This is a genomic window from Microcoleus sp. D3_18_C4 (genome assembly GCF_036702355.1).
In the GTDB taxonomy this organism is placed as follows: domain Bacteria; phylum Cyanobacteriota; class Cyanobacteriia; order Cyanobacteriales; family Microcoleaceae; genus Microcoleus.
Map to the genome: position 1 here is coordinate 140,321 of NZ_JAUBTF010000009.1, position 14,037 is coordinate 154,357.

Sequence of the window (14,037 nt, forward strand, 5' to 3'; positions counted from 1 at the left end):
CTGAGTTAAAGGCAGGTTTTGTGGTAGCCGTATTTGTAGTGAATTGAAGTAGCGACTGTCATCGCACGGAAACAACATTTTGAAAACCTAACTAGGTGCATGGGGGAACAGTAATTATGAAAAACCAACAAATAGTATTCGTAGATTCAGCAGTTGAAGATTGGCAGAGTCTGGCGGTCGGTGTTAAAGCGGGGATGGAGGTAATTTTAGTAGATCGCACGCGGGACGGCATCGAACAAATTGCCGAAGCATTGCAGAGCCGCAAAGGTATAGAAAGCGTTCACATTATTTCTCACGGGGAATTTAGGCTAGTTTGCAGCTAGGGCAAACTAGCCTAAATTCCGACAATTTATAAACATATCGCGACAGTTTGAAACAGTGGTTTTCGTCATCTGTCAACTCAATTAAAAATCGGTTGGAAATTCTGCTATACGGATGTAACGTAGCAGCAGGTGAAAAAGGAGAGGCTTTTGTACAAAAGCTGAGCAAGTTAACAAAAGCTAATATTGCTGCTTCTTCAGATATTACGGGCAGCGCCCAAAAAGGCGGAAACTGGGTACTTGAATATGCTACTGGAGCGATTAAAACAGCATTGGCGATCGAGCCGGAGGTAATGGCAAATTACGGGCATACCTTGGCGATATTCACTGTTACTAATACCAACGATGCTGGGCCGGGTTCGCTGCGACAAGCGATTACGGATGCGAATGCAGCGGCCGCACCGCCGCACAATATTAACTTTGCCATTGGTACAGGCTTGCAGACGATCGCGCCCCTCTCGATCTTGCCACCTATTACCGCTCCCGTAATCATCAACGGTACCTCGCAGACTGGATTTGCAGGCATCCCACTTATCCAGCTATCTGGCAACAATACCGTTGGAAACGGTCTGATCCTTGCTGCTGGTAGCGGTGGCAGCACGGTGCGGGGATTAATAATCAATGGCTTCACCACCGCAGGCATCTCCGTTGAAAGTAATGGGAACACTGTATCTGGCAATTACATCGGTCTGGATGCCACGGGCACTCTGGCCAGGCCCAACGGCGTATTTGGCCTCGTCATTCAGTCCGGTGCGACCGGTAACATAATTGGCGGGCTTAACCCGGGCGATCGCAATGTCATTTCCGGCAATACTACTTTCGGTGTCATCATTGCTGGCGGAAGCAACTCTGTACTGGGCAACTTCATCGGCACTAATGCAGCGGGCACGGCTGCAGTAGCCAACATCGGTGCCGGAGTAGTTATCCAAGAGGCAGCTAACAATATAGTTGGGGGCAGCACGGCAGCGGCCCGCAATATTATTTCCGGTAACGGTACTGGGACAGTTATTTCTGGCACGGCAGCCATCAACAACCAACTCCTAGGCAACTATATAGGTACAGATGTCAGCGGTAACAATGCAGTTGCAAATAGTGTGGGCGTAGCTCTCCAGGGAAGCGCAAACAGTAATAGGATTGGCGGTAGTGTAACGGGTGCTGGCAACGTCATTTCCGGTAATGCTAACAGCGGAATCAGCATTGTTGACAATAGCAGCAGCAACGCTGTCCAAGCCAATTTCATCGGCCTCAATGCCGCTGGAACAGCCTTGAGCAACGGTGCAGGTGTCGTCATAGACAATGGGATCAACAATACGATCGGTGGCAATACAGCAGCGGTTCGGAACATTATTTCTGGCAATGTTGGCAGTGGCATCAGCATCTCGGGTGTCGGTGCCACAGGGAACAGTGTGCGGGGCAATTTCATCGGCACCAATACCGCAGGTACGGCAGCCATCGCCAACGCCGGTTTTGGCGTTGCCATCACTGCCAATGCCACCAACAATACAATTGGCGGGGACTCGACGGCAGGCGAGCGCAACGTCATTTCTGGCAATAGCAGTAGCGGTGTCATCATTAATGCCGGAGCTACAGGTAACTTTGTGCGGGGAAACTTCATCGGCGTCGGAACCGACGGCACTACCGCAGTGGCGAATAGCGCTCCTGGGGTATTGGTTGACTCTTCCAATAATGCGATCGGCGGCACAGCACCGGGCGTGGGGAATACTATAGCCAATAACGCTATAGCTGGGGTCACAGTTAATTCTGGTACCGGAAATAGCATCCAAAACAACTCAATCTTCGCCAACCTTGGCTTAGGTATCGACCTCGGCAACAACGGCATCACCGCCAACGATGCTGGTGACGCCGACATCGGTGCAAACAACCTCCAAAACACCCCCGTACTCACCACTGCTACCGCCAGCGCTGGCAGCGTCACCGTTGCGGGAACTTACAACAGCACCCCCAATACCAACTTCACCCTCCAAATTTTCGCCAACACTCCCCCCAGCACCCAAGGCCAAACCTTCATCGCTTCTATCCCGGTAACTACTGACGCCACGGGCAACGCTGCTTTTAATCAAACTTTCCCAGCAGCAGTCACCGCAGGCCAATTAATCACCGCGACAGCAACCGACGCCGCCGGCAACACCTCGGAATTTTCCGCACAGCCTGTTCCCGTTGTCGTACCGCTGAGTACCATCACCGGCATCAAATTTAACGACATTGACGGCAATGGTACGCAAGCAGCCGGAGAACTTGGCGTCGCCGGAGTTACAGTGTTCCTCGACACAAACGGTGACGGCATCCTCGGTGCCGGAGAAACTTCCGCAACGACTGGGGCCAATGGCAGCTTTACTTTCCCCAACTTGCCCGCAGGCACTTACAATGTCCGGGAAGTTGTACCGCCTGGAAGCCAAACAACTACGGCTAACCCGGTTGCAGTGATTTTGACAGCCGGTCAAACTACTCCTGCTACCGTTAATTTTGGCAACCAAGCAATACCAGTACCACTGAGTACCATCACGGGCCTCAAATTTAACGACATTGACGGCAACGGCACTCAAGCTGCCGGAGAACTTGGTGTTCCCGGAGTTACAGTTTTCCTAGACACAAACGGTGACGGCATCCTCGATGCCGGCGAAACTTCCGCAACTACCGATGCTAACGGCGGCTTCACTTTCGGCAACTTGCCTGCGGGCACTTACAACGTTCGGGAAGTTGTGCCAGTTGGCAGTCGGCAAACTACTCAAAACCCGCCAGTGATTCTGACAGCAGGTCAAACTACTCCTGCTACCGTTAATTTCGGCAACCAAACAATACCCACCGTACTGGGCAGCATTACTGGTATAAAATTCAACGACATTGACGGCAACGGCACTCAAGCAGCCGGAGAAATTGGCGTTCCCGGAGTTACAGTTTTCCTCGACACAAACGGTGACGGCATTCTCAGTGCCGGCGAAACTTCCGCAACTACCGCCGCTGACGGCAGTTTCACTTTCGGCAACTTGCCTGCGGGCACTTACAACGTTCGGGAAGTTGTGCCAGTTGGCAGTCGGCAAACTACTCAAAACCCGCCCCCAGTGATTTTGACAGCAGGTCAAACTACTCCTGCTACCGTTAATTTCGGCAACCAAACAATACCCACTGTACTAGGCAGCATCACCGGAATTACATTTAACGACATTGATGGCAACGGCACTCAAACAGCCGGAGAACTTGGTGTTTCCGGATTTAGGATTTTCCTTGACACCAATAACAACAACAATCTAGATACAAATGAAACTTCCGTTAACACCGGGGCTGAGGGCAGTTTCACTTTCCCCAACTTGCCTGCAGGTACTTACAGCGTCCAGGAACTTGTACCGGCGGACATTGCGCCAACTACTCCAAACCCGGTTTCGGTGACTCTGGCAGCAGGTCAAACTACTCCTGCTACAGTTAATTTTGGCAATCGATCCACGTTTCCTCCCCCTCCAACTCCAACTCCGACTCCGCCTCCAACTCCGACTCCGACTCCGCCTCTGCCTCCGACTCCCGTCCCACAAAGCAGCATCAGCGGTCTTAAATTCAACGACGGCAATGGCAACGGTACTCAGGATGCGGAGGAAACTGGTCTTTCGGGATGGCAAATTTTCCTGGACGCTAACGGGAACAACTCTTTAGATGATGGCGAAACTACTGTTACCACTGACAATTCTGGTAATTACAGCTTCAACAACCTCAATCCCGGCACATACAATGTGCGGGAAGTCCAGCAGACTGGGTGGACGCAAACTACTGCTAATCCGGCGGCGGTTAATCTGGGTAGTGGCGAAAGTCAATCGAACGTTAATTTTGGCAATTTCCAAAATATTAGTATCTCCGGCAGCAAGTTTAATGACCTCAATAACAATGGGGTTTTGGATGCTCAAGAACCGCTATTGCCGAACTGGCAAATCTTCCTTGACGCTAACAGCAATGACTCTTTAGATGCTGGAGAAGTTAACACTTCAACTGATAGTTTTGGCGGCTACAGTTTCGCCAATTTAGGCCCGGTAACTTATCGAGTTCGGGAAGTCAATCAACCTGGTTGGACGCAAACTACTGCCAATCCTGCTGATATTATTGCTGTCAGCGGCACTAATGTTAGCAATATTAACTTTGGCAATTCCTTGGTCCAAGTCCAACCAACACCAACACCAACACCACCACCGCAAGAAGGACAAGATGTTGACTGCATTTGTTCGCAAATTTTTTTACCCCGCCTTAGCAGTATTCGCGGTCCAAATGCTGTCACTAATAGCCGCAACGGTACTAACGGTAATGACACTATTTTCGGCACGAATAACGGTGACGAAATAAATGGTTTTGACGGCGATGATTTGTTGGCAGGATTGCGGGGCAATAATAATGTTTACGGGGGACTTAACAGTGCTTTCCCGGTTGGCCCAGATATAGACAGGGACTTGCTGTTTGGCAATGAGGGTAATGATTACCTCAATGGGGTTGCTGGAGATGATTTAATCTTTGCGGGCAAGAACGAGGATGTTGTTTACGGCGGCAAAGATGACGACATTATTTTCGGCGACCAAGAAAGCGATACTTTAATTGGCGACCAGGGTAACGATACTATCTACGGGGGAACTATTAACCCCTTCGACCCGGATTTGACTGGCAACGATTTGGTGTTCGGTTTGGCCGGCGATGACTTCCTCAGCGGGGAGAAAAATCAAGATACGATCGCAGGTGGTGATGGTAATGATACAGTGCGTGCCGGCAAGGGGGATGACGTTGTTCTGGGCGAATTGGGCAGCAACCTGCTATTTGGCGATGAAGGAAGTGATACTATCTGTGGCGGCGAGGGGGAAGATACAGTGTACGGAGATATTGGTAGCCCCCTCCCCATTGGTTCTACGGGCGGACAAGACCAAATATGCGGCGGTTTGGGCAACGATTTGCTGTTTGGCAATGAAGGTCAGGATACCGTTAACGGGGAGACTGGGAACGATACTCTTTACGGCGGTAAGGATGAGGATAGTTTGCTCGGCAGTGCTGGGGACGATTTCTTGTTTGGAGATCAAGGGAATGATACTTTGATTGGAGGCACCGGGAACGATCGATTTATCTTGGGTATTGACCTCGGCAGCGAGACTATTTTAGACTTTCAATACGGCCTCGATTCGATCGGCTTAATTGGTGGTCTGGATTTCTCCCAACTGAGCATTGTTGCGGAGAATAGTTCGACTCTCATCCGAGTTAGTGGTTCCGGGCAACTTTTGGCAACTCTCAGCAATGTGCCTGCAAGCGTGATTACTGCCACAGATTTTGCACTCCTTTAGTGCGATCGAGCTAATTAATTAGGTGAGAATATTGTAGGGACGATGGATTAATAGACGGTTGGCCAATCAAAAAAGGGTGAAACCAAACATTTTACAGCAGATTCCACGTTATTTGTGAAGTACACCCCTGATCCATGAATCCCCGTAGGGAAAAGGCATTGCCTTTTCCCTACTATTTTATGAGCCTAGAATACGCTGTACAATCATGGCAAATAAACTCTGATGAGCCAGAAGTAATATCATTTTCGGTTACACAGCGCCGTGTCCTACCTGGGGAGCATCTCACTTTTGCAACCAAGCTAGAAATTGGAGTGTTGAGGCAGGAGACGGGAGGCTCTCTGCCCCCCTAAGTCACCACAACCTGCTCTACCTCGTTTCAGACCCCAATCAGCCCAAACCCGCCTTCCTCGCGCATCACCTGCTGCTTGATGAGCAAATTACCTGCTTTCTATGGGGAGAAAAAAGACCAAATAGAAAATAGCTTGCCCCATATACCCTACGGGTGGCCATGCACTACTTTGAGAAATCGCTTTTCTCTCTAAAATTTTGCGGCAGCCCTTACCAAAGCATCACTGAGGCTTCACCACCAGAAAAGTTAGAGTATAAGCGGATTCTCAGCACATACCGCCGACCTTGATAAAGCCGAACATTGATTTGTGCATTCAAGTCTGTGCCACTGTCGTCGTCACCCGCAACATATTTGAGATCACCACTCTGATCCTCGAAAAGAACCATAACTGTATCTAGTTTTCCGAAGGTTCCAATTGTATAGGTTCGGGTAGCAGAGGGTTTGATCACAAAGTTTTTCTGTTCAGCAGGCGCGAGGGACAGAATCTCGGAATGGAAGGGTTTAAGTTCTGTATAACTCGAGTCATCAAGCGGGGGATAGAATAATCGTACCTGCAACACATCCTGCTCGGAAAGTCCGCCAGCAGGGTTTAATCCGTTCTGATACTCCACAGGTTTCTCAATGAGTCCCGCTGCAAAAGCGTAATGCATGATTGAGTTGGGGTCCCACTTTGACCCCTCCACTTCTCCTACTGCAAGCTTTTCAAGCACATTATAAAAAGTTGTATCTCGGTCCCAATTGTTAGGAGGGGCACCGAAATATTTATAAACGGCTTCTTCGTCCCATACGATACCTGCAAACGGGTTTTGGTGCTCGTGAGGGAAACCTAAGGCGTGACCTATCTCGTGAACAGGGACATCTACCCCACGGGGATCAGCCCGAAGATCCCAGCCGAAGTTCATGGTTCGCTCGCCTTGTTTAGGAATATCGATCGCATCGCGGCCAAGATATGACCAGGCTCCATCTCCTTGCACAAAGCCGATTCGTATCTCTGCCTCGCTGATGTTCCGAACCTCCTCAAACTTGATACCAATCCCTACCTTCTTCCACACCTCAAACCCCTGCCGCACAATCTCCTTCTGTTCATTCCCGCCTGAATTGGGACCACTCTCAAAAAAGTAATAACGTAATTTTGTACCGTTAACCCACTTCTTCCCGATTAACCGTATTAGACGAGCACGCTCCGGCGACACGCTCGGATCGAAAGTGCGTGGAGGAACCTTTGGCAAAGCACAAAAATGTTGTGCTTCTTTACCTGATTCTGCGCCACCTGAGCCAACTTTGATTCCGACCTTAGCTTCAATTTGTTCGAGGCGTTTTAGTAATTGCTCAAGTTGATAAGAGTCGATTTGTGAAAGTTTAGTCATGACAAATTCCTCCAAAGTGAATACCTAGGGACTTTAAGTCCAAAGAACCAGCTATTTTGAGAATGTTTGTGTTCATCTACCTGAATCAAGTGAGAGCACAGTAGATTCAGGAAAGAGAAACTGCAACCCTGTCAACAATGACCTAGATAAATGCGAGCTTTCGAGCTTGTGTCAACTGAATAAAATCCTTGTGAAAGCCAGATTTTTTGTTATAATGATGAGTCTGGACGGAGAGGTTTCCTACCCTCAATATCCCATGAGGAGATCGCGCTCGCACTTTACAGAGAACTCGTGTTCCCCATTCTAGTTTCAAGCTTTACACTGTCAACGATCGATAGTCAGGACTGTTTTTAGAGCCTAGTCTGAAACCGTTGATTTTCCGTTGGGATATCGATTGTGCAATCGCCCTGAAACCCCTATTCTACAGTTGCCAATCACACACTATCCGAATTATTGATAGGAAGAATTGACAACAGCCTGCTAGAGCTTGCTGCATAGCCTTTATAGGCTAGCAAATAAAACTGTGTTAGTGGGGGTCGTCGGTTCAAATCCCGCCGCTTCGATCAACAAAACCCGCCTAACGAAGCGGGTTTTGTAGGTTTTGTAAATATTTTCACTCTTTGGCAATGATTAAACAATCACTCTCAACTTTAGACAGCATATCTGGAAAGGCTGATGTGTAGTTGCCATCTTTGTCTACAACCCTGCGGAGTATATATCCGCTCTCAGCAGGTTTGCCGAAAAACGAGTTTGTGCGATACCAGATATCTCCATTCGGAGTATTCGGATCTCGATCAATCAAAAAATCTACCAGCCACGGCGGCACAGACCATCCAAACACTATCGGCGTGATGTGTCCGTGCTGCAAAGTTGCATCAGAGAATCGGAACAAGTAGCTGAAGCGAGAAAATTTGACTAAATAAATTAACATCCGTCCCGCCATTGATGAATGAAATGTCCAGATAACAGGGTCAAAAACACGCAGCAATAACGTCCGTTCCTCAGCATTCCAGTCTGAACTGTACATCGTCAGACAATCGTCTGGTAAAACATTCCCGTCCATAAAAAAGATACCTTGCAGGACTTCGGGTAACTCCGCTGGATGTTCTACTTTCATCCAATTCGCGATGTCTTTTAGTTGCTTTTGTTCGATTAACATGATATTATTTATCCTCAAAATAGTTGTGTTTTGGTTTCCTATTAGATACCCCCTTGATTTCTGAGTCGATCGCTCAAGAGTTTGTGTGGCGTGCGGTTTCAACTCACATCTTGCATCATTGCCAATAAGTTATTCCAGGGCGGGCGGGACACCCCACAATAAACTTGATGTCTTGTCGGGTGGGCCGAAAAGCCTGTTAAGCGAGAATGGTGCAATATCTCAGTCTCAACCGCTGTCCGATCGAGCTTTTGGATTGATTACCGCCGCAAGTTGGGCTCAGAGCTTCGCCGCACTTTGCCTACCGTACTCACGACATCCACCAGCATCTTGAGTGCGATGTCTTTACCGGGGCAAATCCGTCCCGCACTCCGATCGCCCACGGAATGAAAGCCCATATGAAAAGGGCAAAGATTCTCCCGCTTAGGGTTGAATTCGTATACCGTAGAGCCCCAGAAACTCTCGTCTAGCAGCCCCAGACTGAGCGGTATCAGTACCTTGGTTCCGGCGGGGAAAGTGCGCTCTTTGCCTGCTACGGTTGCGGTGAAGGGCTCTGTCGCCACTCGGTGCGTGGCGCTGACGGGGGCCCAGAGGCGGGCGCATTCCAGGAGGAAGAGCTCGATCGACTGGCGATCGTCCAAATCGAGCTGATCCCAAAAATCAGTCGGGTTAATTTCGGCCGTCTGCTGTCCTTTATAGGCGGGGAGAGGGCGGTATCCCATTGCCGTGTAGCCTAGGTGCAGGGGGCCTTGCAGTCCCGCTATCCCCATAATCGATGTCATCAGCTTTGCCAATTCCCGCTTAGTCATGCCATTGTTTTCCGAGATCTCCTCGAAGTCGGCTAAGGCTGGGGAATTTTCATAGATAGTCGCTGCACGCTCGATTAGAGTGGACAAATCCCCGTGTCCAAAGAGGTTCAGGCTTTGCAGCAGGTTGCCGATGACGGCGAAGTAGTGCAGCGGGCTTTGGCGGGTGTAATGCAATTCGGTGAGAAGTTCGATCGACTCTAAATCATCTGGATTAATCCCAAAGATGACGTAGTGCAGATATCGGACTAAAAATCCCATCCAACCACGCTTGACATCGGTAAAAAACGCTCCCCCCGCACCGTGCGACATCTCGGCATAATCTGCGGCTAGCCGATCGAGCAACCGTCCGGCGATTTCGTCTCCCTGGCGATCCGTTGTCGCACTGTTGAAGAGATATTTCTGCATACAGCTTCGGAATGCTGCGTGGTTGCTGCTACCATCAGTCTCGCGATCGGACAAAGACAGCAGGAAAAGGTTCCTACCGCCGACATCTTGGTTGGGGGCGCGATCGGGATCGAGTACAGAAGTACCAAGCCGCCATCCGCGCGCCTGGGGCGATGTGAGTGCTTTTTCCAGGGTGTCAAACTCTCCCATCACGACTTGCCCCGCGCAGCAAAAGTTTGCTCCGAAAGCCAGCCGTTTCATCTGCAAATAGGTGGGTTCGTTGGCAATCAAACCCTCAATCAGGGCGATCGGGGGTAACATCGTTTTGCTGAGACTTTCTTCCGGGTTTTGCAAAGCCCAAACCTGAAACTCGTTCAGGGCCGGGTTCATCAGCGATGAGAAAATAGTATCTAAATTTAGGTTCATCATAATTCCTCCGAGAATCCCTCGCCATAACCCGCTTTGCATTTAGCAGCAAGAGGGTATTGAGCGGCCATTGAGCGGGTATTGAATCCCACTTAATTGCCCAAATCAGTAAGTATAACTATAGCCATCTTTATTTGTGAACACAGTGGCAACATAGATATAGTTTTACTGAATATGTCTGCGCTCCAGTCTAGCCTTTTCCCGGAGATTGAGTGGAATTTTTAACGATTGCTGGTAAGTAGATCTACTTTCTGTATCTAAAGTATTAGCCCCCATCTCTGAGAGTCGCACATAAACCGTAGTTATGTGCGACTACTTGCTATTAAATTTAGCCAAAATCGGTGGCATTAATTAGACTGGACGACACCCCATTCAGAGCGGCTAAAATTTCTCCGGTTGCTGACAAACGGATGAAAGTTGTACTGTTTTCTTGAGTAAGTGACAGTTGCAAGAAAGTAAGATTGTTGCCTAGAGAAAGCAAATCTTTTCCGTCTTCAAAATCCAAGATAATATCGATACCCGAATTGCTAGAGAGCAAGAAGCGATCGCTCCCATTCCCTCCGATCAAAGTGTCATCTCCATCTTCACCGAATAGGAAGTCGTCGCCTTCACCGCCAATAATAGTATCATTTCCCTTGCCTCCGCGCAAAGTATCATTGCCAGTGCTACCCTCTAGCATATCGTCACCTCGGTTGCCAAAGATAATATCGCCACCACCGCTACCTGTAATGGTATCAATTCCCTTGCCGCCGTAAAGGGTATCGTCGTCAAAACCGCCATTAATTAAGTCATTGCCTTGATTGGCATTAATCCAGTCATTGCCGTTAAAACCAAATATCAAATCATTTCCCTTTTTACCACTTAAAACGTCATCGCTGGTGTCGCCGCCTAGAGTATCGTCACCATCAGTACCGATTTTTTGATTAGGAGAATTGTTGACTAATTCTATGCCGCTGTCGGGGAAAGGTTCAGCAGCAGTGAAGTCACTGTTTATACTCTTGCGAATTGTCGGGTTATTGACGCTTGCCGATTGAATTTGTGTGTCTAAGGATGTGCCTGTATTTTCTGCGATCGCCTCCTGAATTGTCTTATTTCCGGCTGCGACTTGCTGCAAGTCTTTAGCGACTTCACCTTGTTCTACCTGTTGAACTTGGGCTATTTTAGTAGCTGCATCTGAGAATGGGAGGTTGCTAGATGCGATCGCCCGTACCCGCTGATTCCCTTCCGCTATAATTTTAGCAACTTCCGGCGCAATATCGGACGCTTTTTGTGCTTGCAGTTGAGTTGCAGCAGACTGAACGATGGTTTGTAATTGTGCGGGATTGGTTAAATCGACAGCCCCGGATTGAATTTGATTGGCAAGGATGGAAATAATGCGATCGGCAATATCGGTTTTAGAGTTAGCCGAAATCCCGCTAATTAAAATTGTCGTCTGAACAACAGCGTTTTGTACCTGAATGTGTGCTGCATAAACCGCCAAACCGTTCGGATCGTTTTGAGTAATTGCCTGTAGCGGATCGTAGCCAGTCAAATCAATTGTTGACGGTACTCCAAATGCTGCTTTAACTTTAGTCTCTGCTTCATTAGGATTGATACCTTGTGCAACCATCTTCTGCATCAGAGTAGTTAAAGGCGTCACAACAGTAGCATCAGGTGTTGCTGTTAGTGGCGTTTGCTGCGGCAAATAAGTGGCGGTATTAATACCGTCAGCAACTACAAGTCTGCCTTCATCTGGATCGAGTTCGCCGCTGTTATTTTTGTCGAAATTAGGGAGAGAGACATCTAAATTAAAGCTGCCATCCACGTTAGTAATAGTGAACGGTTCTTTTTCATCTTGAATGCCGTTGAAGTTACCATCAAAGAAGACTTTTGCTCCAGTTAGGTAACTGTTAACACCGCTACCGCTCTTCCTTGAACTTTCTCCAGTGCCAAATTTGGCCAACTCAAATGTGGCAAAATCTTTTTTCCAAACTGTTTGTTTCCCTTCCCAAAACTCCCAAGGGACTATAGCTTTAAACTCCAGCCCTAAAAAAGCATTAACTTGACCTGATATATCAAAAAGTTCCCAGGGTTTACTAATGCGGGAGCCAATTTCGGATCCTCTGATTTTACCGTCGCTTTTGCCGTTATTTTCTCCAATATCTACTAAATCAATGCCTATGCTTCCTTGTATTCCAGCCGTTCCATAAAGGCTGGCAACTACTGCATTTACTCCGACACCTGCTTTAATACCAGCATTGATTTTAAGTTCATCAACATCCGCACCAGTACCATCGGGATTTGCGCGATCGCTCACGTAAAAACCATCTAAAACTTTGTAGGCTGATGACGTATCGAATTCATCGTCTTTCCATTCTTTTAATCCGTAAGTATCGTAGCCAAATGCGAGGTGTGCTGACGCATTAAAATTCCCTTCGATTAACCCTGAGATCGGCCCAAATATAGGAAACTCTTTGCTAAAATTGAAGTCTATCCCTAGGGGAGGCATATCGTAGGTAAAAAGGACAACATCTGGTTTTCCTAAAAGAAGTTGAATGGCTGTTTCTGGCTTGGTTAAAATTGGTAAGTCTATGCCGGGAACCCTCTTGAATTGATTGACAAATTCTTTTTTATTTCCCGCTGTTTTAGAATTGATTTGTTGAGAAATATTAGGAACATAATTTGTCAGTCTCGGTGTTTTGTTTTTGAGGCTAGAGTTGGGCTTGGCAACATTAATATTGCCTAAACTGTAGGAACCTAAATCGATGGCAATATTTTTTGAAGAGTTTGACAGGCTATTTGCCAATTGCGATATCTCGTCGATTTTGATAACTGCATTTAAGAAGTCAGTAGCAACATTACCAGTCGATAATTTAGTTGCCAGTTCCAAGATCGAAACTTTGCCATCTCCATTGTTATCGAAGGGGCCAGCAACGCCAAGTTCTGACAGTAACTTAGTGTCTGTATTTAGGAAATCGATAACTGGTCTAAACGGGTCGATAATATCAGAAACAGTGGTGAGTATTGGTTTCGCCAAGTTAGTGATAAAGGTTCCTAAGTCGAGTTTTAGGTTGTTAAATTCGACTGTCGGGTTAGGCAATCCGCCAAAGGGATTGTCGGTGGTTGGCGAACCTATATTTCCCTGATTATTTGATGGCAAGAATGAAGATAAATTTGAACTCGCGCCTGTGCTTGAATTTGAGGAACCTAGCGATTGATTTAACCCTGAAACCGCTGAAAATTTCGTGCTGGATAAAAGTGATGAATTGAAATTTGATAGACTCGATGTAGTTGAGGGGGAAGTTGAGGGTGGCTGCGAATTATTTAATTGACCGTTCCTATAATTAATCAGTGGCCAATTGACTGCTAAATCAAAATCAAAAGATGGAAAAGCAGCATTGCCGTTGATGCTAGTTTTGCCGTGCAAGCCGAGATTGGCATTACTCGTTAAGCTAGATTGAAATAAGTCTTCTAACTGATAACTGCCGTCTAACTCAGACAAAGTTAAACGATTGCCATCATCAGTACCGCCCACGTTGTCTAAGTCATTTAACTTGACTTCAAAGTTGGCATCAAGTTGAGTTGGGTTTTCAGGATCGTTGGTAAATTCAGCTTGTAAAAAAGCGAGGTTGGCTTGAGCTTTGAATTTCTCAGGAAGTGCTAACTTTAAGTTAGCGTTTAATTTAGTATTGTCAGTATCGATGTAGCAGCCAAAATCTTTGTTGTAACCGACACCAATAGATAACTCATAGTCAAAAGCCGATTGTTGAGTTGGCTTTAAAATTCCAGCTAAAACTGGCGAAATCAAACTCTGAGAAGGAAAGTTCGCACTAAACTGAGATACATTACTACTAAGCTGTTGCACATTTAAACTGTGATACAAGCATTACCCTTATTTTTAATTTTGCGACCCCATTTAATTATTAATT

General features: G+C 47.3%; 6 protein-coding genes. 2 read left to right on the forward strand and 4 right to left on the reverse strand.

Annotated elements, in window-relative coordinates; genetic code table 11:
- The first annotated feature begins 116 nt into the window (after positions 1–116).
- Positions 117–323: a DUF4347 domain-containing protein gene (locus QUA90_RS06960; protein WP_333385576.1), complete on the forward strand. Its 207-nt coding sequence runs from the start codon at positions 117–119 to the stop codon at positions 321–323.
- A 47-nt stretch (positions 324–370) separates the two neighbouring features.
- Positions 371–5,638: an SdrD B-like domain-containing protein gene (locus QUA90_RS06965; protein WP_333444582.1), complete on the forward strand. Its 5,268-nt coding sequence runs from the start codon at positions 371–373 to the stop codon at positions 5,636–5,638.
- A 558-nt stretch (positions 5,639–6,196) separates the two neighbouring features.
- Here QUA90_RS06965 and QUA90_RS06970 read toward each other — a convergent pair.
- From QUA90_RS06970 to QUA90_RS06985, 4 genes are all read right to left on the reverse strand, one after another.
- Positions 6,197–7,354 (reverse strand): matrixin family metalloprotease, encoded by a 1,158-nt coding sequence (locus QUA90_RS06970; RefSeq protein ID WP_333385586.1) that lies wholly within the window; start codon positions 7,352–7,354, stop codon positions 6,197–6,199.
- 613 nt (positions 7,355–7,967) lie between these two features.
- Positions 7,968–8,513, reverse strand: coding sequence for a hypothetical protein (locus QUA90_RS06975; protein WP_333082808.1), 546 nt, complete (start codon positions 8,511–8,513; stop codon positions 7,968–7,970).
- Positions 8,514–8,770: 257 nt separating this feature from the next.
- Positions 8,771–10,132 carry a cytochrome 450 gene (locus QUA90_RS06980; protein WP_333325681.1) on the reverse strand — a complete coding sequence of 454 codons (1,362 nt, stop codon included), beginning with the start codon at positions 10,130–10,132 and terminating at the stop codon, positions 8,771–8,773.
- Between the two features lie 325 nt (positions 10,133–10,457).
- Complete coding sequence (locus QUA90_RS06985; RefSeq protein ID WP_333444584.1) at positions 10,458–13,973, reverse strand: calcium-binding protein; 3,516 nt, start codon at positions 13,971–13,973, stop codon at positions 10,458–10,460.
- Positions 13,974–14,037 lie beyond the last annotated feature (64 nt).